This is a genomic window from Rubrivivax sp. A210 (assembly GCF_904426505.1).
GTDB lineage: Bacteria > Pseudomonadota > Gammaproteobacteria > Burkholderiales > Burkholderiaceae_C > Rubrivivax.
Genome location: NZ_CAJGBN010000034.1, coordinates 290,167 through 310,284 on the forward strand (window position 1 = coordinate 290,167; position 20,118 = coordinate 310,284).

A 20,118-nucleotide genomic window follows, 5' to 3' on the forward strand; every position below is an offset into this window, starting at 1 on the left:
GCTGTCAGGCCGTTTGCAACTCGATCTCGACCGCCGCCGGCGCCGTTGCGGGCGCCGCGCCATCGTCCACCGGCAGCGCGGCAAAGCCCTGCTGCACCGCGGCCAGGCGCGCGGCGCAGCCGGCCAGCATCTGCAGCGCCGTGGCGTGGGCGCCGAGCAGGCGTTCGCGCAGGGGCTGCGGCATCCAGACACGCAATTCCAGCGCTGCCGCCAGTGCCTGGGCGCGTGCGGCCAGCGCCTGCTGCGCCTCGTCGACCTGGGCCTGGATCTGCGCCACCTGGGCGCAGCGGGCGGCGATGTGCACCGGGCTCCAGCGCCTGGCGAGCTTGGCTTCGAGCTGGCGCGAGACGATGCGCTGCATGCCGCCGCCTTCGTCATCGTCGCCGCCGCGGCCGATGGCGCGGGCCAGCGCCAGCTTGCCGGCGACGTCGTCGCCTTCTTCGGCCGGCATGCGCTGCTCGATTTCGAACTGCTTCTCGAAGGCCTGGATGGCGCGCGCCAGCCAGGGCGCCTCGGCCGCCGGCAACTGCAGCCAATCGGCCTCGAACCACTGCACCAGCGGCGGCACCGCCTGCGGGCCGGCGCTGGCGACGAACGGCGCGAGCCAGAGGTCGAGCGCATCCAGCTCGCCGCGGCGCTCGCTCGCCGCCATCGTGCGCGCCAGGCCCACGATCTGGCGCCAGCGGCGGTCGGACAGCGGCGCGTTCTGGGCCGCCAGCCAGGCGCGCAGCGCAACGCAGCCATCGACAAAGGCTGCGCCCAGCGCCACCTGGCCGGCCGCCGCGGCGATGGCAGCGCGTTCTGCGGGCGTGATGGGCTCGGGCGGCGCCTCCAGCACGGGCTCCAGCGCCAGCAACTCGCGGAAGGCGTGGTCGCTGACCGGCAGCACCGGGATGCGCACGAGGAAGCGGTCGAAGAAAGCCTGCAGCGACTCATCGGCCGGCATCTCGTTGCTGGCCGCCACCACCGCCACCAGCGGCGTGCGCAGGCGTTCGCTGCCGTTGTCGAACTCACGCTCGTTGAGCAGGGTCAGCAGCGCATTCAGGATGGCCGAATTGGCCTTGAAGACCTCGTCGAGGAAGGCGATGCCGGCAGTAGGCAGGAAGCCGTCGACCTGGCGCTCGTAGCGGTCCTGCTCCAGCGCCGCCAGCGAGAGTGGGCCAAACAGCTCCTCGGGTGTGGAAAAGCGCGTCAGCAGGCGCTCGAAGTAGCGGGTGCCGGCAAAGGCGCCGTGCAGGCGGCGCGCCAGCGCGCTCTTGGCCGTGCCGGGCGGGCCGATCAGCAGCACATGCTCGCCGGCCAGCGCTGCCAGCAGGGCCAGATGGACGGCATCGCCGCGCTCCAGCAGGCCCCGGCTCAGGGCCTGGAGCAGGCGGCGCAGGCGCTCGGGACTGGGCGTCATGGCAGGACTGCCGCGGGACTCAGCTGCCCTGGCGCGCCAGGCCCAGGCGCTCGACCGTGCGGCGCTCGGTGGCATAGGCCTCGCGCATGGCGCGGCCGTAGTCCTCGGGCCCCAGGTAGGCCAGTTCCTGGTCGTACTTGGCCAGCTCGGCGAGGTGGATGGGGTCCTGCATCGCGGCGCGGAAGGCGTCGTGCAGGGTCTGCACCACCTCCTTGGGCAGGCCGCGCGGGCCGGCCAGGCCATAGGGCGAGGCGGCGACGATGCCGTGGCCCAGCTCGCGCAGTGTCGGCACCTGGGGCCAGCGGCGCGTTCGGTGTTCGCCGAAGGTGACCAGCAGACGCAGCTGGCCGCCGTCGACGAAGGGCGCGAAGCCATTGCTGTTGACGCCGATCTGCACCTGGCCGTTGGCCACCGCCAGCATCTGCTCGGCCGTTCCCTTGTAAGGCACATGGATGAACTCGAGGCCGCGGCGCGCGAACAGCTCGTCCATCACCACATGCGGCGTGGTGCCGACGCCGTTGGTGGCCACCGTCAGCGTGCCGGGACGTTCGCGCGCCAGGGCAAAGATGTCGTCCAGGCTGCGCAGCGGGCTGTTGGCGGCGACGACGATGCCGAAGGTGACGCCGCTGACCTGCACGATGGGCGTGGTGTCACGGATCGGATCCCACTGCACCTTCTGGATCCAGGGTGCGCGGAACACCGGCTGCGGTAGCTGGGCGATGACATAGCCGTCAGGCGCGGCCTGTTGAAGCACCGGCATCACCAGGGTGCCACCGGCACCGCCCCGGTTCTCGATGATGACCTTCTGGCCCAGGCGGCGGCCGGCCAGCTCGGCCAGCAGGCGCATCGTCAGGTCGGTGGCGCCGCCAGCCGGCCACGGCACCCACAGCGTGATGTGGCGCGACGGAAACTGCTCCGGCGGGCTGGCCAGGGCGCGGCCGAAGGCCGGGCCCATGGCGGTGGCGGCCAGGGCGCCGGCGATGCGCCGGCGGCGCAGGTCCGGCGCGCCCGCGGGCCGCTCGGGATTCATTGCCATGTCATCAACTCCATCGTGAGCACGCCGCCGACCAGAAAGGTCGACTGTGCCGGTTCGCGTCGCTCCAGCCTGGCCAGGCCGACGCCCTTGCAATACCACTCGGTGGTGGACAGCGGCATGTCGCGCCAGCCCGTCACCGGGTCGGCGAAGACGCGCATGCGCGCCTCGCCGCGCACGCGCAGGCAGTCGTCGAAGCGGCCTGCCGGCGTGGCCAGCTTTTCGCCCAGCGCCTCTATCGTGTAGCTCATCGCCACCGGCGGATGGCTGTGGCGGATCTCGCGCGGAAACTCCTGGCGCCGTTGCAGCAGGTAGGCCGTGGTCGGCGCGGCCCAGCTGGTGCCGGCCACCAGCGGTGCCTTGAGTACGTAGCGCGGTGCCGGGTCGGGCTTGGGATCGGCATCGAGATCGCTCTTGCTGGCGACGCGGTAGATGCCGCTGGCGTCGGCGCGCAGCCAGTAGTCAACGCCGGTTTCGCTGCGCCGCCGCCAGGCAGCGCCGCCTTCTATCGTTTCGCGGCCCAGGGTCAGCAGGGTCAGCTGCTCGTGCTCTACCGTGTTGTTCTCGCGCTCGGTCTTCATGTCGTAGACCCAGCGGTGGCCGCTTTCGAGCGGGAAATAGCCGCTGTCCGGTGCCGGCCCGCAGCCGGCCAGGGCCAGCGGCAGGGCGGCAATGAGGAAAACGGCGGCTCGCGTGCTCACGGCTTCACTTCTCGGGCAACTGCGGCGTGGGCAGGTCGCGGATCTTGACCTTCTGCTCGTCGTTGCCCGGGCGCAGCCACGAGACGCCGCGGCTGCCGCTGCGGGGCTCGGCCGTGCCCATCTGGCTCACGCCCTGGCGCACCTTCTTCATGCCGTCGTCGAGCAGGTTGTGCAGGTCCTTGGCATAGGGCAGGCGGTAGGCGCGCGGCTCGCGCGCCGGCTTGCCGTTCTCGAGCGCGTTGAGCCAGACGTAGAGCGCGCCCTTGCTGCGCGCCGTGGGCTCCTCGATCACCGCAGCCAGCAGCACGAAGCGCTCGGGCAGGGCGTCGGTGGAAGGCCAGCCCCACATCTGGTGTACGCGCTCGTCGGCGACGAAGTACAGGCCGCTGGCGAAGACCACCAGCATCAGCTTGGCCCAGGCCGGCCAGGGCGACCACAGCAGGGCCAGCACCAGCAGCAGCAGCAGCAGCGAAAAGCCGATCACGAGTTCTAAGGTCACAGTCTTTGCACCAGGGTCTTGGCCAGCGTGTTGACGTTGCCCACCGAGCCGTCGGGCAGCACCGTGAAGCGCACGGCCGTGCCCTCGTCGCCCTTGCGCGCCAGTGTCAGCTGGCCGTAGAAGACGACCTCGGCGCGCGGGTTCACCTTGATCACCGACACCGTCACCTCGACCGGCTTGCCGTCCTTGCTCTCGAAATAGTGGGCGTTGACGGTGTACTCGCCGGCGGCGATGCCGCGCAGTGTCACCACCTCCTGGTTGAGCGGGTTCACGATCTCGCGGCCGTTGACGACGATGACGTCCTGGGCCAGGCCGCGGTCGTCGCGGTCCAGGTGCATCAGCCCGGCCTCGCGCGAGCGGTACCAGACGACATTGCCGGCCGGATCCTGCACCCAGGTGTCGATATCGTCGGGGTTGAGGTCGGGCCAGGACAGGTTGACGATGAACTCGGCCTTGGACGGGATGTCGCCGGTCTTCAGCGCCTTCGGGTTCATCGCCAGCAGCGCGATGATGAAGCAGAAGACGAAGGCGATCAGCATGTTGAACAACATGTCGTAGAAGGGATCGACCTCCTGCTCGCGCGTGTGGCGGCCGCGGCGCATGGCGGTTCAGCGGCCCCGTTCCAAGCCCCGTTGCTGGGCGGCGGCGACGAACTGGTCGGCGCTGCGGTCCAGCCGCGTCAGCTGCAGGCCGAGCAGGATGTTGGCCACCAGGCCCACCATGGTGGTGAGCAGGGCCACGCCCAGCCCCGCGGTGAGGTTGCGCAGCAGATCCTGCGACTGCGCCGGGTCGAAGCTGTCGAGCTGGCCGATCTGGATCGCCAACATCGAAAAGCCGATGACCTTGCCCAACAGGCCCAGCTTGAGCTGGATGCCGTTGACCCACCAGGCCGTGTGGTGGGGGCCGTGGCTGCGTTCGAGCAGCAGGTCCAGCGGCGCGGCGGCGTCGCGCGGCGTGCTTTCCAACGCCTGCCAGTAGGCCGCCGCCCAGCCCGCGCCGCCGGCCTCGAGCGCCTGGCGCTCGCGTTGCAGCTCGCGCGCACGGGTGCCGCACCACAGCGTGGCGGCGACGAAGACGACGATGATGACCAGGGTGATGCCGGTGGGGTCGGACTGCAGCAGCAGCCGCCAGACGCCGCGCCCGCCCAGCAGCCAGGCGGCAAAGCCCAGCATGCCGGCCAGGGCCAGCCACTCCAGCCACAGCGGCTCGATCAGGGGCTGGCCGCGCGCCGGCGCGGCGCCCAACCGTGGCAGCGGTGGCAATCGCAGCAAGGTCATCAGCCCGGTCCCCCGGCGCGCTTGGTCAGCTGGCCGAAGCCGCGCTGCGGGTCATAGCCCCAGGCGGCGAGGCCGAAGCACAGTGCCAGCGTGCCCAGCACGACCCAGGGCGAGAGGCCGGCGTCCTTGCCCAGCATGGCGAAGCGCATCCACTCCACCGCATGCGTGAAGGGGTTGAACTGCGCCAGCCGCCAGACCCAGGTGGCGCCCGATTCCTCGAGCTTCCACAGCGGATAGAGCGCGGTGGAGATGAAGTACATCGGGAAGATCACGAAGTTCATCGTGCCGGCGAAGTTCTCGAGCTGGCGGATGTGGACCGACAGCAGCAGGCCCAGGGCCCCCAGCATCAGCGCCGCGGCGCTGGCAGCCGCCAGCAGCGCCGGCGTCTGCGGCCCCCACAGCGGCAGCTCGGTGCCCAGCAGCACCGCCACCGCCACAAAGGCGACGGCCTGCACCAGCGAGAGCACGGCGGTGGCGCAGAGCTTGGCCAGCAGCACCCAGGCACGCGGCAATGGTGCCGTGAGCAGCAGGCGCATCACGCCCATCTCGCGGTCGTAGACCATGGCCAGGCTGCTCTGCATGCCGTTGAACAGCAGCACCATGCCCACCAGCCCCGGCACGATGTACTGGTCGTAGGTGACGTAGGTCTCGTAGGGCTCGGTGATGGCGATGCCGAAGACATTGCGGAAACCCGCCGCGAACACCGCCAGCCACAGCAGGGGCCGCACCAGGGCCGAGGCCAGGCGGCCGTACTGGCGCGAGAACTTGAACAGCTCCCGGGCCACGATGGCCACCAGTGCCTGCAGCGCGTGCGGGATGCCGCGGCGGCGGCCGTCGCCGCCTGCCGTGCTCAAGAGCGCACCTTGCACAGCTTCTCGGGCGCGTCGGCGCCCAGGGTGTCGAGGTTGTTCTTCGGATGCAGCATGCCGTCGATGGGTGCCAGCGCCGCCGTGCTGTAGCCGTCGCTCAGCAGCAACGGCTGGCGCAGCTGGCCGTCCCAGGGGCGGAAGCTCATCGCCACGCCCTTGCTGCCATCGAGCTCGCCCTCGGCCAGTGCCTTGGCGAAGGCCGGGCCCGGCCCCTTGGGCGCGGCCACCGCGGCCGCCACCAGGGCCTTGCCGGCCATCCAGGCCGGCCAGTCGTGGGCGCCCATGGGACGGCCCACGGCCTTGGTCAGGCGCCGCGTCACCTGGGGTGCGCCATAGCGCTCGAAGCGCGGCGACCAGGCCAGCGCCGCCAGTCCGGCATCGCCTACGACCGGCCGCGGCAGCCCGGTGCGGTAAGGCAGGGAGGTGGCGAACTCGCCATCGCTGTCGACCACCCAGACCACGTCGTAGGCGCCCACTGAGGGCCCGGTCAGCAGGGCCGGATTGGCGAGGTCGCGCTCGCGCGGATCGGCCGAGAGCTTGAAGGGCCGCGTGGCCACCAGCTTGAGGCCCATGCGCTTGATGGACGCCTGGGCGGTGGCAATGCGGGCGCGGTCCTCGTCGGCCGGGCCGGTGAGCAGCAACACCTGCTGCCAACGCCGCGCCACCAGGAACTGCGCCACCGCGTCGGCGCGCATGCGCTCGCTGGGCAGCAGATGCCAGAGCTGGCGGCGGCAATCGGCCTGGCGCAGCGCGTCGTCGGTCGCGCCGACATTGAGCACCGGCGCCTTGACGGCATCGGCCGCGGCCAGCAGCCAGGGCGCCGGCAGGTCGGCCACCAGGGCCGCCGTGCCGGCTGCCTCGGCCTTGGCGGCGGCGGCGCGTGCGCCCGCGGCATCGGCGACTTCGGTGATCTCGAGATCGATGCGCGCGCCCACCGATTCGAGCTCGGGCTTGCCCTCGGCCAGCGCGATCTTCAGCGCGTCGGCCAGCGGCCCGCCGCGCTGGCCCAGGTAGCCACGCTCAAGCCGGTTGCGCTCCAGGCGCGGGTCGTTGGCCATCACCAGCAGCGTCACCTTGAAGGGGGCGGCAGCGGCCAGGCCGCTGGCCAGGGCCAGGCCGGTGGCCAGGCTGCCGACCTGCGCGTACAGGGAGGTGCGGCCCACTTTATTCGACGAGAAGAACGGCATAGGGCACGCGGCCGACCTTGACCGTCTTCAGCGGCTTGGCGGCGGCCACGTCGATCACCGTCATGTCGTCCGAGAGGCCGTTGACGACGTAGAGGGTCTGCTCGGCCTTGTCCAGGCTCAGGCCCCAGGCGCGCTTGCCCACCAGCACCAGGTTGGTCACCTTGCGCGCGGCCACGTCGACGAAGGCGACATGGTTGGCGCGGCCCAGGCTGACGAAGGCTCGCTTGCCATCGCGCGACATCGCCAGGCCCACCGGCGTGATGTCGGCCTTGCGCACGCCGGGCACGGCGAAGTCCAGCGTCGCCGTGACCTTGTTCGTCGCGGTGTCGATGATGCTGACGCTGGCGCCGAGTTCGTTGCTCACCCAGAGCTGGCCGCCGTCGGGCGTGAGCGCGAAGCGGCGCGGTCGCTTGCCGACCTTGATGATGTGGGCCACCTTGGCCGCGGCGGCGTCGACGACGTAGACGGCGCTCGCCACTTCCGAGGCGACATAGACCCACTTGCCATCGGGCGACACCTTCACGCCCTCGGGCTCACCGCCGACCTTGACGCCACCCGTGCGCTTGCCGCTGGCAAGGTCGTAGTAGCCCAGTTCGTGGTCTTCCTCGTCGGAGATATAGGCGGTCTTGCCGTCGGGCGAAAGATCGAAGGCCTCGGGGCCCTCGCCGAGGGCGAACTGGCGCAACGCCTTGCGGGTGGCAAGGTCGATGATCTCGATCTGGCGCGAATCGCCGCAGGCCACCATCAGTTGCTTGCCGCCGGCCAGCAGCGCCATGTGGCGCGGACGCTTGCAGGTGGCGATGCTGCCGGTGACGGCGTGGGTCTTGGTGTCCAGCACGGTGAGGGCGTGGTCCTTCTCGCTCGACACCAGGGCCAGGCCTTGAGCCTGGGCGGTGGCGGCCAGGCTCAGCAGGGCAAGGCCGGCGAAGACGCTGCGGGGCAGGCGCCGCGGCGCCGATTGCATGGGTTCCATGTTGACTCCTGGTTCAGCTTTGTTTTATGCCGCCGCCGCTGCAGGGCGGACGGCCGCGGTGGCGCGCAAAAAGGCTTGCTCCAGCGTGCCGCCGCCCAGCGCAGTGGCCACCTCGGCCGGGCTGCCGTCGGCCAGCAGCTTGCCGCGGTAGAGCACCAGCACGCGGTCGGCGCGCTCGGCCTCTTCAACCAGGTGGGTGGCCCAGAGCACGGCCGTGCCCTGCTGGCGCACGCGCTCGGCGGTGGCGTCCAGCAGTTCGTGGCGCGAGCGCGGGTCCAGGCCCACGGTGGGCTCGTCCATCAGCAGCAGGGCCGGGTCGTGCAGCAGGGCGCGCGCCAGTTCCACCTTGCGTCGGTTGCCGCCGGAGAGTTCGCGCACGGCGCGTTGGCGGTCGGCCGCGATGCCGTGTCGCTGCAGCGCGGCGTCCATGCGCTCGCGCGCCAGCGGCCCCGGCATGCCATGCAGCGCGGCGTGGAAGCGCAGGTTGCGTTCGACCGAAAGATCGAGGTCAAGCGCGCTCTGCTGGTAGACCACGCCCAATTCGCGCAGTGCCAGCGCCGGGTGGCGTCTCATGTCGTGGCCGGCCACCTGGACGCTGCCGGCGTCGGCGGCGAACAGGCCGGTCAGCACCGCAAACAGCGTGCTCTTGCCGGCGCCATTGGGCCCCAGCAAGGCCACCCATTGACCGCGTGGCAGGGTCAGGCTGACGCCGTCGAGGGCTGCGCGCTGGCCGTAGCGCTTGACGATGCCCTCGGCCACCAGGCTGGCCACGCTCAAAGCTCGATCTCCATGCCGTCGCGGGCCAGCGCGATGCCGCGGCCGGCCAGCCACGGCGCCTCGGCGTCGCGCGCCAGCACGACCTTGTGCCGTGCCGGCAGCTGGTCCAGCCATTCCCCCCAGCCCAGGCGCGCCGCGGTGGCCGGGTCGGGCTCGTCGAGCAGCACGCAATCGCTGTTGCGCAGCCAGGCCTGCTCATCCGGGCCCGGCATGGTGAGACCGGGGGCGCAGAACACGCTGCGGCCGGTGGCGTGGTCGTGTACGGCCAGTGCGATGCTCTCGCCGACCACCGGCGCGCGCTGCTCCAGCGCGTGCGGCCAGGGCGGGTTGAGGGTGGCGATGGCGGTGAACTCCAGCGTCGGCAGGCCCTCGACCTGGAAGCTGCCCACGCGCTGGTCACCCGAGACCGGGATCACCCGCCAATGCACGCCGCAGTAGTGCTGCAGCGCGGGCAGGATGGGCAAATGGGTGCTCAGGTCCTCGAACACCGCCGGCGTGGCGTAGAGATCGATGGGGGCGCCGCGGCGCAGGCCGAGCAGGCCGCCGGCGTGTTCGAGCTGGGCGTCGGTGAGCACAATGGCTCGCACCTTGGCGTCGCTGAGCCCGGGCCAGCCGGCACTGGGGTCGGCGCAGGCCAGGCTGTGGGCGACCGCGGCCGACACGTTGATCAGCACCCATTGGTCGCCCACGCCAACGGCGCAGACGCCGCTGTCGGCAGTGTCTGCACGCGTCAGGCCACCGGCGCGGCGTTGCACGGCGCCGCCGCGGAGGATGACGACCTTCATGGCCGGCATGGCGGTCGCAGGACCGGCACGTTTGCTGCAAGGGGGAGGCGGTGTGGATGCATAGTCAATCAGGGCCGGCCGCGTCCCGCGGCCAGGGCTGGGCCGCGGGGGGTGAGGTCGAGCCTCGCAAGTCGTGTGCCGCCAGCGTGGCCGCTGTCCTCAGGGCCGCTGGGAGGGGTGCAACCCCACTCCCAGTCGGATTGCGACGGTGGCCGCGTGCCATTCCGGAGACAGCGCGTCACAGCATGGCACAGGGAATACCCGCGATATGCCGGCGCTGGATGCTTCTTCTGGCCATGGCGCTTGGTGTGGCGGCTGATGTAGATGCCGCCCCAGGTACCGAATGTCCCGGCCCGGCGCTGGACTTCGTGGCGCTGGCACCTGCGCTGTGGCTGATACCGGCACGCGGCGACAAGGCCGATGGCGACAACCGCGGCCAGGTCGTCAACCTGCTGCTTGCCCGCCAAGGCGGGCGGCTCTGGCTGCTCGGCGCCGGCCCCAGCCCCGCCTTCGGCCGCGCGCTCGCCTGCCAGGCGCACCTGCGTCTGGGCCTGGCGGTGAGTGAGGTGGCCATTCCGCGCGCCCGCGCCGAGCTGGCTCTTGGCGCCGCCGGCCTGCCCGCGGCTCGCCTGTACGCCACGGCAGCGGTGCGCGCCGCGATGCGGCGGCAGTGCGCCGTCTGCGAACAGCGCCTGCGCGATCAGCTGGGTGAGGCCGCCGCGGATCTGGGCGCGGCGCCGGTGCGCATGCCCGAGCGCCTGCTGACCGGCACCCAGGGCCGTTGGGGGCCGTTTGCCTGGCGCCAGATTGCGCTCGGTGGCAGCGTCACCACGGTGTGGCGTCATCAGGGCGCCGATGTCGTGGCCGCCTGGGGCTTGATGTGGCCGGGCCAGCCGCCCGACGGCCGCGACAGCGGGATCGTTCGCCTGGTTGCCGTCGGCCCGCTGTGGCTGCACGGTGCCGGGTCGGCGACGCGATTCATCGGCGAACAAGGCCCGCCCGCCGGCCTGGACGAGGCCCGGCGCCAAGCCGCCTACTGGGCCTGGATGTGGCAGGAGGCGCAGGCCGCTGTCGCCCGCGGAGAAAACCCCGGCGCGGCGCCACCCCCGCCCGTGGCCGCCTGGGGCCTGCACGAGCGTCACGCACTGAACTGGCAGCGCGCCTGGCGCCAGGCCGAGGACGAATTCCTGGCCGGCGCGCCGCGCCGCTGACCTGCCGCCCCACTGCATTCAGCCGGCCTGGCCCTGGTTCCAGCGCAGCTTGCGGTAGATGGTGTTGCGGCTGATGCCCAGGCGCTTGGAGGCCTCGGAGATATTGCCGCCCACCGCTTCCAGCGTGCGCTTGATGGCCTGCAGTTCCATGTCGTCCAGCGTTCCGGCGGGGCCGGCCGCAGGTGCTGCGGCCGTCGTGCTCGAGGCGGCCACCGCCACCGCTGCCGCGGCCTCGGGCACGGCGGCGCTGGCTGCGCGCGCCACGGCCAGGCGGGCCTGGGCGGCCTCGGCTTCCTCAAGAAAGTCGTCGGGCAGGTGCAGCCGCGTGATCGCCGCCTCGGGCCCGGCCATCACGCAGGCGGTGCGCAGCACATGGAAGAGCTGGCGCACATTGCCCGGCCAGGGATAGCCCTCGAACAGGGTCGCCACGTCAGCCGCCAGGTGGTGTTGGCGGCCGCCGCTCTCGCGGTCGAGGATGCGCCGCACCAGCGGCATCAGGTCGCTGCGCTCGCGCAGCGGCGGCAGGCGCACGGCCAGCCCGTTGAGGCGGTAGTAGAGGTCTTCGCGGAAGGTGCCGCGCTCCATCATCTCGCGCAGGTTGCGGTGGGTGGCGCAGATGATGGCCACGTCCACCGCCACCGAGCGCGCGCTGCCCAGCGGCGTGACCTGGCGCTCCTGCAGCACGCGCAGCAGGTGGGCCTGCAGCGGCAGCGGCATGTCGCCGATCTCGTCGAGGAAGACGGTGCCGCCGTTGGCCTGCACGATCTTGCCCGGCGCGCCCTTGCGCCGCGCGCCCGTGAAGGCGCCTTCCTCGTAGCCGAAGAGCTCGGCCTCGATCAGGCTGTCGGGGATGGAGGCGCAGTTGACGGCCACGAAGGGTTGCTTGCCGCGCGCCGAATCGGTGTGGATGGCGCGCGCCAGCAATTCCTTGCCGGTGCCGGTCTCGCCCAGCACGAGGATGGGGATGTCGCGGTCGAGCACGCGGCGGATCTTCTCGATCACGGTGTCGACCTGGGTGTCGCCGGTGCGCAACTGGGCCAGGGCGGCGCCGGGCGCGGCGCGGGGCTCGCTGCGTTCGGCGGCCTTCTCGGCCCTCTCAGCGCGCGCCTCGCCACGGTCGGCCGGCGCCGGTGCGGGCGCCGCGTTGCTTTCGCCACTCTCGCCCGGGGCCGACCACATCGGCCAGTTGCAACGCGCGAAACCGGCGAACTGGCGCCCGCTGGGCAGGGTCAGCGCCATCGGCGTGGCCAGACGGGCGCGGCAGTGGTCCATCAGGTTGGACAGCGTCGTGCCGAAGAGCGAGGGCAGGGTCTGCATGCGCAGCGCGGCGCCGCTCATGCCCAGTTGTTCGAGTGCGCCGCGGTTGGCGCCGATGATGCGGCCATCCTCGCCCACCGCGACGATGCCTTCCATGAGCGTGCCGATGAACTCGGCGCGGCTGTGGAAGTGCAGGCGCAGCGCATGGCTGAAGTCTTCGCTGAGCCAGCGGTTCTCGATCATGCGCGCCGACATGCGCACCAGCGCCAGCGTGTGCTTGTGGTAGCTGCGGAAATCGCCCGAGACGTCCAGCACGCCCAGCATGTTGCCGCGCGGGTCGAGGATGGGCGCGGCCGAACAGGTGAGAAAGTGATTGGCGTGCAGGAAGTGCTCGTCGGCGTGTACGAGCATCGGCCGCTCGTCGACCAGGGCCGTGCCAATGGCATTTGTGCCCTTGGCGCTTTCGCTCCAGTTGGCACCCGGGCGCAGCGCCACCTTGTTGGCGCGATCCAGGAATTCGTCGTCGCCGACGGCGTGGATGATGGTGCCCACGGTGTCGGTGAGCAGCACCATGCTCTCGGTGCGCGCAATCTGTTCGCGCAGCATCTCCATCACCGGCGCCGCGTGCTCATGCAGGCGGCGGTTGCGCTCGAGGCTGATCACCAGGTCGGCGCGGCCGATGGGCGAGTGGTCGGGGCGGTCGATGCGCGAGACCCCCAGTGCGGCGCTGCGTTCGTGCGACTGCACGATGGCGTCGGTGTGCGCCGGGTCGCCGGGCGACGACGGCGCGGCCGCACCGGCGGCCGGGCGCTCGGCGCCGGGCTGGGGTGGCCTGGCGTAGGCAGGCATGCGCATGCTGGGGTCTCCTGGGGAATCGTTTAAGCCCGCTCTGCGGCGGGCTGCAGCGTCAACTTATAGCGCTAACTTATCTTGTCCCTGGCCAACTTGCTACTTCTTGGTTACCCGATGCGCCCGCGAATTGCTCCAAATCACAACAGTCAGGCCCAGCGGCGGCGCGAATGCTAAGCGAAGTTGCTAGTCCCGAACCGTCCCCGGCGGCCGGTTCGGGGCCTGGGGCGATTGGCACGCGGCTTGCGGTAAGGGGAGTATCGCCCGCTTCCAAAAGCCGGCACCAGGATTTCAACCCCGGTCCCAGGAGACAAACATGTTGGCCCCCACCTCCCGTCTTGCCCGCCACGCCCTCGCCGGGCTGCTCACGGCCCTGCTGGCCGGTGCTGCCTGCGCCCATGGCGATGTCACGCCCCAGGCTGTCGACACCAAGGATTTGCCGACGCTGGGCGCCGACTGGCGCGGCGAGAACCCCTACCGCGCCCACCAGGGAGCGGTGAAGGTGGGCACCTCGGCCTACAACCAGAACTGCGCGCGCTGCCACGGCCTGGAAGCGGTGTCGGGCGGCATTGCCCCCGACCTGCGGCGCCTGGACAACGATTGCGCGACCCAGAAGGACGAGAAGAAGAAGGCGGCCTGCGTGAAAGAGATGGACGAATTCTTTGCCACCACCGTGCGGCGCGGGCGCACGCGCAATGGCGCCGTCTACATGCCGCCGTTTGAGGCCGTGCTCAACCAGGAAGCGGTGTGGGCCATCAAGGCCTATCTCGAAACGCGGCGCGAGAAGCCGCTGTGAGCCGCGCCTGCGACGGTTCACGGCGCCGCTGGCTGGCCGCCGCGGCCCTGGGCTGTGCCGGGGTCGGCGCGGCCTCGGCGCAGGAGGAGTTGTCGGCGCTGGCCAGGGTGAAGCGGCGCGGGCGCCTGAGCGTGGGTCTCTACCAGGCCATGCCGCCCTTCCATGCCGACGGCAAGGGCATCGACGTCGAGCTGGCCCGCGCGCTGGCCGCCAAGCTGGGGGTCGAGTTCTCGCCGCTGGCCTTTCCGGCCGGCGAGAACATGGACGACGACCTGCGCAACATGGTCTGGCGCGGCCACTACCTGGGCTACGGCCCGGCCGACGTGCTGCTGCATGTTCCGGTGGACCGTCCGCTGATGGCGGCCAATCCGCGCGTGCAGATCTTTGGCCCCTATTACCGCGAACAGGTGATGCTGGCGCGCGACCGCAGCAAGTTGCCCGATCTGCCCTCGCTCGAGGCGCTGGGCCAGGGCGCGGTGGCCGTGCCCGGACTTTCGCTGGCCGGCTGGCTGCTGCTGGGCGCCGATGGTGGCCGTTACCGCGACCAGCTCAAGACCCGCTGGAAGGATGGCGCCGAGGCCGCGGCCGCGCTGCAGCGTGGCGAGGTCGTCGCCGCCGCGGGCCAGGGTTCGGAGCTGGAATCGGTGCTGGGCCGCGACGAGCGCTTCGTGATCGAGCCGCTGCCGCTGCCGCAGGCTCGCAATGGCTGGGTGGTGGGCATGGCGGTCAAGAAAGACGCCACCGATCTGGCCCATGCGCTGCAGGGCGCGCTCAACGAACTGGCCGCCGCCGGCAGCCTCAAGGAGATGTTCGCCAAGGGCGGCGTGCGCTGGCGTACACCCTGAACGGCAGGCTCAGCTGCCGAAAAGCAGCGCGCCCACCGCTCGCGGATCGTTGACGGTGCGAACCATGTCGTAGGCCGCCTGGGCCTCGGGGTGGCGGCGGCGCAGCAGATTGAGCCATTGCTTCAGGCGCCCGGCACGGTGGCGCGGCGCCACATGGCCGGCGATGCGCTGCCAGAAGTGCGCCAGCACCGGCAGCAGTTCGCTCCATGACGGCACCGCGGCGCCCCGCAGCGCCAGCGCCAGGCCGGGGTCGGCCACGATGCCGCGGCCCAGCATCAGCGCGTCACAGCCGCTCTCGGCACGGCAGCGGCGGGCGTCGCCGGCGGTCCAGATCTCGCCGTTGGCCACCACCGGCATCGCCACTGCGGCGCGGATGGCGGCGATGCGGTCCCAGTAAGCTGGCGGCCGGTAGCCCTGGACCTTGGTGCGCGCATGGACCACCAACTCGGCCGCGCCGGCGCTCTCGATGGCCCGCGCGCAGTCCAGCATGCGCGATTCGTCGCGATTGCCGATGCGCATCTTGGCCGTCACCGGCTGCGCCGGCGGCACCGCGCGGCGCACGGCGACGACGATGGCGTGTACCAGTTCCGGCTCGTCAAGCAGCACGGCACCGCCGCGGTGGCGATTGACGATGGCTGCCGGGCAGCCGAAATTGAGGTCGACCCCGCCCGTTCCCAGCGAGGCCAGCCGCGCCGCGTTGTCGGCCAGGCAAGCCGGGTCGCTGCCCAGCAACTGCCCGCGCACCGGCGTGCCGGCGGCGGTGCGACCGCCGTTCAGCAGCTCGGGCACGATGCGCGTGAACACGCGCTCGGGCAGCAACTGGTCGGTGACGCGGATGAACTCCGAGACGCAGTGATCGATGCCGCCCACCCGCGTGAGGGCGTCGCGCAGGCTGTGGTCGAGAAGGCCCTCCATCGGGGCGAGCAGGATGCGCATGGCGCCATGATGCCCGAGCCCCGGCGTATGAATCGGCGTATGAACCGGGCTGCGAATTGGCATGCAAGCGCCGCCCTTTTCGGCGCGACGCGCCGCCGCCACGCTGGCACAGTACATCCCACGACAGGCGAGAACCGACCGCAACACTGGGCGGAATACCGGAACCCGTGCCCGGCGCCTGAAGTACCCCCCGCCACCCGCCCCGGCCCAAACCGCGGCGGGTGTGCCTTTTGGGGCTTCCGCAAGGCCTGGCCCGGTCTTGCGCCGCCGATCAGGCCGCCAAAAGCTCAGGTTGGCTGATCCTGAGCGCGGCCGGGCGACGCAGCGGCGCCGGCGTGGCGGCTCGCCCCTGATCGGCCATTTCCTGCAGCAGTGCCGCGCAGCGCACCTCGCCCAGGCTGAGCACGAAGTGCTGCCAGCGCCGCTGGACGCGCTCGAGCAGCCAGGCGTCTTCGAGAGCCTGGCCCAACGTGTGCGGGTCGCTGCCGGCCTCGAGCACGCGAGGCGTCAGCGCGCCGACGAAGAAGAGGAAGTCGTGGCGCAGCGCCTGCTCGGGCAGGCGCTCGGCCAGGCCGCGGCAGCGCGCCGCCCAGCCGGGCTTCAGGAACAGGGAGGTCACCCTCAGCTGCAGGCGCTGCACCGGGTTGCACAGCTCAACCCCGGGCGGCGGCAGCAAGGCCAGCGGCAGGCGCGTGGCGGTGGCAAAGTGCAGCGGCGTGGCGAAGGCGCGCAGCGCGGTGAGGCGCCACCAGGCGCCGGCATCGAGCCCGTCCACCTCGGTGCAGCCCAGCTGTGCGGCGCGTGCGCGGCGCCACAGCGCATCGACATCGAGCCCGTCCCAAGCCTTGGCGGCACGCCGGCTGAGCGTGGCCAGGCGGCCCGCTGCCCAGGCCGCGGCCGGCGCCAGCGGCTCGATCACCGCGGCATCGGGCTGGTTCGCGGCGCCCCCCAGTGGCAGGCGCAGCACCGGGCAATGCGTGGCCTGCAGCCGCGCCACGACCTCGGGCGTGACCTCGTCGGCGTCGAGCGTCGCGGCTTCTTGCCAGGCGCGCAGGCGCAGCTGCAGCCACTGCCTCGTGGCGCGCGACGAGGCCGGCACGCGGCGGCCGAACACGGCCTTGCCGGCCATCCAGCCCTGGCAGACCGCGCCGCCCTGCTGCAGCAGCCCGGCCGCAGGCACGAGGCCAAGGTGGGCGTGGTCCCAGCCGATGTCGAAGCCGGCACGGTCGGCGACCACGGGGGCAGGGTGGGGCAGCGGCAAGGGCAGGGCAACCTGGTTCATCGTCGTCTCCGGTGCGCCCCGGGCGGCATGCCCGGCGTCGTGGAGACAGTCTCGCGCCCCGGTGGCTCAGAAGATGAGCCAGTATCAGGGCCGCTTCAAATGCCGCAACGCCGCCGCCGCGGCCAGCCCGAGCGCGATGCCGGCGCCATCAGCCAGCAGGTCGGGCCATTCGCCGCTGCGTCCGGGCAGTTGTGTCTGCACCAGTTCGATGAAGCCGCCATAGGCCAGCAAGCCCGCTGCCGCGGCGACTGCCTGCCTGCGCGCCGGCGTCAATCCCAGGCAGGCGACGGCCGCCAGCGTGGCAAAGGCCAGCAAGTGGTTGATCTTGTCCCCCTGCGGCAACTGGTTGTCGGGCGGATGGGGCATGAAGGCCAGCCAGGAGACGGCCATCAGCAAGGCCAGCAGCAGCACCCGCCAGGGCCTGCGCCAGGCCGGATCGTGCAATAAGACTTGCAATGTCGGCATGGGCCAATTTTGGCGCAGTCGCATCTCTGTGTAGAATCTTGGGCTGTTCTGACCTCAGGTGCTGGCAAGCGCCGCGGGTCTTGCGCCGGTGTAGCTCAGTTGGTAGAGCAGCGCATTCGTAATGCGAAGGTCGCCAGTTCGATTCCGGCCACCGGCACCAGAAAATAGCAGTAAAAACAAGGGCTTGGCTTCGGCTAGGCCCTTTGTTTTTTGGGGCCGCGTAACAGCGTCCCAGTCGGGCTGTCTTGGCAAGACTTGTTGCAGGTCAAGTCATACCCTTGGGGGTAATGATCCACTGGAGGCCTGCGTCACCGAGCGAGGGCTCGATCCTGAGCCCGCCCGCCCGGCACGCCTGACCGGGAGTCGTCATGAAACGCAAGATTCGAGTGGCCCTTGGCGCCCTCACCACTGCCCTGGTGCTGCTGCCGGCGGCAAGAGCACAGGCGCCAGCCGCCAAGCCGGCAATGCCGGCTGTCTGCACCTCTTGCCACAAGGCCCAGGCCGACGTGATACGGGGCTACTTTGACAACGTGGCCTTCAAGTCGCAGTCCATCCAGCTCGGCCTGGTCACGGCCACCGAGATCGTGCGCTTCGACCCCAAGACGATCAAGGTCGTCGATGCCGGCGTGGCCAAGACGGCCGAGCACCTGCGCGAGGTCAAGAAGGGCCACGAGGCGCGCATCGAGTACACCGAGAAGGATGGCGTCAAGACCGCGAGCCTGATCGAGTTCAAGGGCCCCATCGACATCGCCCAGGACAAGCTGGTGTTCTACCCCGAGATCGAGCGCCTGGTGGCTGCCGGGCCGGCTGCCGGCGGCTACACCCTGGTCGATTCGCGCCCGCTGCCGCGCTTCCAGGAAGGCACCATCCCCGGCTCCATCAACCTGCCCTATCCGGCCTTTGACAAGTTCCTCGACCGCCTGCCCAAGGACAAGGACAAGCTGCTGATCTTCTTCTGCCAGGGTGTCACCTGCATGATGAGCCCGAGCTCGCTGCGGCGCGCCGAAAAGATGGGCTACACCAAGGTGCGCGTCTACCGCGAGGGCTGGCCCGAGTGGACCGAGAAGAACGTCGGCAGCCTCGCACCACAGTTCCTGAAGGAAGCCTGGATCGACAAGGGCATTCCGCATGTGCTGATCGACGCCCGCCCCGCGCTCGAGATGGCACGCGGCCACATCCCCGGCGCAGTGGCCATCACGCCGGAGCAGATCAAGGCGGCGCTGAAGCAGTTCCCGGCCAAGGCGCTGAAGCCGCCCTTCATGGTCTATGACGGTGGCGATGGCAAGGCGGCGCAGGCGCTGGCACGCCAGATCACGGCCGCCGGCTATCCGCTGGTCAACGTCGTGCCGGGCGGCCTGGAGGCCTGGACCCGCCTGGGCTACACCACCGTGGCCGGCGTGCCCGTCACGACGGTGGCCTACGTGCCCAAGCCGCGCCCCGGCGAGATCGCGGTGGAGGAGTTCAAGAAGCTCGCCGCCGCCACGCCCGCCAACGTGCTGATCCTCGACGTGCGCAACACTGACGAGGCCAATGCCGGCATGATCAACGGCGCGATGCTCATCCCCGACGAGGAAATTGCCGCGCGCATGGCCGAAATCCCCAAGGGCAAGCGCATCATCACCCATTGCTCGACCGGCGTGCGCGCCGAGATGGCGTACCACAAGCTCAAGGCCGCCGGCTATGACGTGGGCTTCGTCAAGGCCGACCTGTCCATCGACAAGAAGGGCGTGCTGAAGCTCAAGAGCTGAGCGCCAGTCACCCCTCCATCATGCCCAAGCCGCCCTGCCGTCCCGAGCCCGCGCCGCCCGCCCCCAGGGTGGCGGCCTGATGCGGCGGCGCCTGCTGTGGACGGCGGCGGCCGGCCTGGTGGTCCTTGCTGCCGCCGGTGCCGCGGCCTGGCGCCATGGCCGCGCCATCGAAAGGCCGCTGGCCACGGTGGCCGAGGGCACGGTGGCGGTGCGCGTGACGGGCCCGGGCACGGTGCAGGCGCGCGTCGCGGTGACGCTGGGTGCCCGCATCGCTGCCAGCGTGACGCAGATGAATGCCGACGTGGGCGACGCCGTGCGTCAGGGCCAGCTGTTGGTGCTGCTGGACGACCGCGACCTTGAAGCCCGCCGCGGCGTCGTCAGCGGCCAACAGGAGGCGCTGCAGCGCAACACCGAGGCCGCCGCCGCAGCGCTGGCCAAGGCCGAGGCCGAACGGGAGCTGGCGCGCAGCCGGCACGGACGCGATGCCGATCTGCTGGCGCGCGGCTTCGTCTCGGCCGCGGCGCTGGACGCTTCCCATGCCGGCTTGGCCGCCGCCGCCGCCGGCGTCGACGCGGCGCGCGCCGCCCTGGCCGCGCGCACGGCCGATGCGCGCTCGCTGGCGCAGGAGGCGCGCCTGGCCGACACCGTGCGCTCGCATGCGCGCGTGCTCGCGCCCATGGATGCCATCGTCGTGCAGCGCACGGCCGAGCCCGGCAGCACTGTGGTGCCGGGCTCGCCGCTGCTGAAGCTGGTTGTCCCGCGCTCGCTGTGGGTGGCCACGCGCATCGACGAGGCCGTGGTCGGCCGCGTCCAGCCCGGCCAGCCGGCCACCATCCGCCTGCGCAGCGGCGAGACTCTGGCCGGCCGCGTGGCGCGCATCGCCCGTCAGTCCGACGCCGCCACGCGCGAGCTCGAGGTCGACGTCGCCTTCGACAACCCGCCGCAGCGCTTTGCCATCGACCAGGAAGCCGAGGTCGGCATCGAGGTCGGCCAGGACCGCGGCCTGCGCGTGCCGCTGGCGGCGCTGGCGCGCGACCGCGCGGGCCACCAGGGTGTGTGGCTGGTGCTGGACGGGGCCGCCCGTTTCCAGGCGGTCGAGACCGGCGCCGCCGACGCGCAGCATGTACTCGTGCGCCAGGGCCTGAGGGCGGGCCAGACGGTCGTCGCCGTGGCCGCCGGCGTGGCCGAAGGCCAGCGTGTGCAGGCCGCAGCGCCCCAGCGCTGAA

The 20,118-nt window shown here is 71.3% G+C and carries 20 protein-coding genes and 1 tRNA gene; 6 read left to right on the forward strand and 15 right to left on the reverse strand.

Annotated elements, in window-relative coordinates:
- Nucleotides 1–4 precede the first annotated feature (4 nt).
- The 11 genes from JMV16_RS17420 to JMV16_RS17470 are packed head-to-tail and all read right to left on the reverse strand — an operon-like array spanning nt 5 to nt 9,503.
- Nucleotides 5–1,402 carry an AAA family ATPase gene (locus tag JMV16_RS17420; protein ID WP_201495556.1) on the reverse strand — a complete coding sequence of 466 codons (1,398 nt, stop codon included), beginning with the start codon at nt 1,400–1,402 and terminating at the stop codon, nt 5–7.
- Nucleotides 1,403–1,421: 19 nt separating this feature from the next.
- A complete protein-coding gene (locus JMV16_RS17425) occupies nt 1,422–2,438 on the reverse strand; it encodes a tripartite tricarboxylate transporter substrate binding protein (RefSeq protein ID WP_236580571.1) in 1,017 nt (338 codons plus the stop codon).
- Nucleotides 2,429–3,136, reverse strand: a complete 708-nt coding sequence (locus JMV16_RS17430) for a hypothetical protein (RefSeq protein ID WP_236580572.1) — start codon at nt 3,134–3,136, stop codon at nt 2,429–2,431. The genes JMV16_RS17425 and JMV16_RS17430 overlap by 10 nt, the downstream gene beginning before the upstream one ends.
- A gap of 4 nt (nt 3,137–3,140) precedes the next feature.
- Nucleotides 3,141–3,635, reverse strand: a complete 495-nt coding sequence (locus tag JMV16_RS17435; protein WP_201495557.1) for a hypothetical protein — start codon at nt 3,633–3,635, stop codon at nt 3,141–3,143.
- Entirely contained in the window at nt 3,632–4,237 is a 606-nt protein-coding gene (locus JMV16_RS17440) for a hypothetical protein (protein ID WP_201495558.1), read from the reverse strand. The genes JMV16_RS17435 and JMV16_RS17440 overlap by 4 nt, the downstream gene beginning before the upstream one ends.
- Before the next feature lie 6 nt (nt 4,238–4,243).
- Nucleotides 4,244–4,912: a MotA/TolQ/ExbB proton channel family protein gene (locus JMV16_RS17445; RefSeq protein ID WP_201495559.1), complete on the reverse strand. Its 669-nt coding sequence runs from the start codon at nt 4,910–4,912 to the stop codon at nt 4,244–4,246.
- Nucleotides 4,912–5,766: an ABC transporter permease gene (locus tag JMV16_RS17450; RefSeq protein ID WP_236580573.1), complete on the reverse strand. Its 855-nt coding sequence runs from the start codon at nt 5,764–5,766 to the stop codon at nt 4,912–4,914. Before JMV16_RS17450 ends, JMV16_RS17445 begins: the two co-directional genes overlap by 1 nt.
- Nucleotides 5,763–6,944 (reverse strand): branched-chain amino acid ABC transporter substrate-binding protein, encoded by a 1,182-nt coding sequence (locus tag JMV16_RS17455; RefSeq protein ID WP_236580574.1) that lies wholly within the window; start codon nt 6,942–6,944, stop codon nt 5,763–5,765. The genes JMV16_RS17450 and JMV16_RS17455 overlap by 4 nt, the downstream gene beginning before the upstream one ends.
- A 1-nt stretch (nt 6,945) precedes the next feature.
- On the reverse strand, nt 6,946–7,941 hold the full coding sequence (locus JMV16_RS17460) for a PQQ-dependent catabolism-associated beta-propeller protein (protein WP_201495560.1): 996 nt from the start codon (nt 7,939–7,941) through the stop codon (nt 6,946–6,948).
- A gap of 24 nt (nt 7,942–7,965) precedes the next feature.
- Nucleotides 7,966–8,712, reverse strand: coding sequence for an ABC transporter ATP-binding protein (locus tag JMV16_RS17465; RefSeq protein WP_411565045.1), 747 nt, complete (start codon nt 8,710–8,712; stop codon nt 7,966–7,968).
- 2 nt (nt 8,713–8,714) lie between these two features.
- Complete coding sequence (locus JMV16_RS17470) at nt 8,715–9,503, reverse strand: MBL fold metallo-hydrolase (RefSeq protein ID WP_201495562.1); 789 nt, start codon at nt 9,501–9,503, stop codon at nt 8,715–8,717.
- 308 nt (nt 9,504–9,811) lie between these two features.
- Between JMV16_RS17470 and JMV16_RS17475 the strand changes: the two genes are divergently transcribed.
- Nucleotides 9,812–10,714, forward strand: coding sequence for a hypothetical protein (locus JMV16_RS17475; RefSeq protein ID WP_201495563.1), 903 nt, complete (start codon nt 9,812–9,814; stop codon nt 10,712–10,714).
- Nucleotides 10,715–10,732: 18 nt separating this feature from the next.
- Here JMV16_RS17475 and JMV16_RS17480 read toward each other — a convergent pair whose 3' ends face one another.
- Nucleotides 10,733–12,826, reverse strand: coding sequence for a sigma-54-dependent Fis family transcriptional regulator (locus tag JMV16_RS17480; protein WP_236580576.1), 2,094 nt, complete (start codon nt 12,824–12,826; stop codon nt 10,733–10,735).
- Nucleotides 12,827–13,136: 310 nt separating this feature from the next.
- On the opposite strand from JMV16_RS17480, the gene pedF reads away from it, so the two are divergent.
- Nucleotides 13,137–13,616 carry a cytochrome c-550 PedF gene (gene pedF / locus JMV16_RS17485; RefSeq protein ID WP_201495564.1) on the forward strand — a complete coding sequence of 160 codons (480 nt, stop codon included), beginning with the start codon at nt 13,137–13,139 and terminating at the stop codon, nt 13,614–13,616.
- Nucleotides 13,613–14,461, forward strand: a complete 849-nt coding sequence (locus tag JMV16_RS17490; RefSeq protein WP_236580577.1) for a substrate-binding periplasmic protein — start codon at nt 13,613–13,615, stop codon at nt 14,459–14,461. Before pedF ends, JMV16_RS17490 begins: the two co-directional genes overlap by 4 nt.
- 9 nt (nt 14,462–14,470) lie before the next feature.
- Here the strand turns inward: JMV16_RS17490 and JMV16_RS17495 are convergent, their stop codons facing one another.
- From JMV16_RS17495 to JMV16_RS17505, 3 genes are all read right to left on the reverse strand, one after another.
- A complete protein-coding gene (locus JMV16_RS17495) occupies nt 14,471–15,397 on the reverse strand; it encodes a tRNA dihydrouridine synthase (RefSeq protein WP_201495566.1) in 927 nt (308 codons plus the stop codon).
- 271 nt (nt 15,398–15,668) lie between these two features.
- Nucleotides 15,669–16,679: a hypothetical protein gene (locus JMV16_RS17500; protein ID WP_201495567.1), complete on the reverse strand. Its 1,011-nt coding sequence runs from the start codon at nt 16,677–16,679 to the stop codon at nt 15,669–15,671.
- Nucleotides 16,680–16,763: 84 nt separating this feature from the next.
- The gene (locus tag JMV16_RS17505) at nt 16,764–17,144 is read right to left on the reverse strand and encodes a VanZ family protein (RefSeq protein WP_236580578.1); all 381 of its coding nucleotides are present in this window, start codon (nt 17,142–17,144) and stop codon (nt 16,764–16,766) included.
- An 84-nt stretch (nt 17,145–17,228) separates the two neighbouring features.
- Here JMV16_RS17505 and JMV16_RS17510 point away from each other — a divergent pair.
- The 3 genes from JMV16_RS17510 to JMV16_RS17520 all read left to right on the forward strand — a co-directional run bounded on the left by JMV16_RS17510 (nt 17,229) and on the right by JMV16_RS17520 (nt 20,117).
- Nucleotides 17,229–17,304 (forward strand) — tRNA-Thr (locus JMV16_RS17510).
- A 208-nt stretch (nt 17,305–17,512) separates the two neighbouring features.
- Nucleotides 17,513–18,892: a rhodanese-like domain-containing protein gene (locus tag JMV16_RS17515; protein ID WP_201495568.1), complete on the forward strand. Its 1,380-nt coding sequence runs from the start codon at nt 17,513–17,515 to the stop codon at nt 18,890–18,892.
- Between the two features lie 79 nt (nt 18,893–18,971).
- Complete coding sequence (locus tag JMV16_RS17520; RefSeq protein ID WP_201495569.1) at nt 18,972–20,117, forward strand: efflux RND transporter periplasmic adaptor subunit; 1,146 nt, start codon at nt 18,972–18,974, stop codon at nt 20,115–20,117.
- Nucleotide 20,118: the final 1 nt, after the last annotated feature.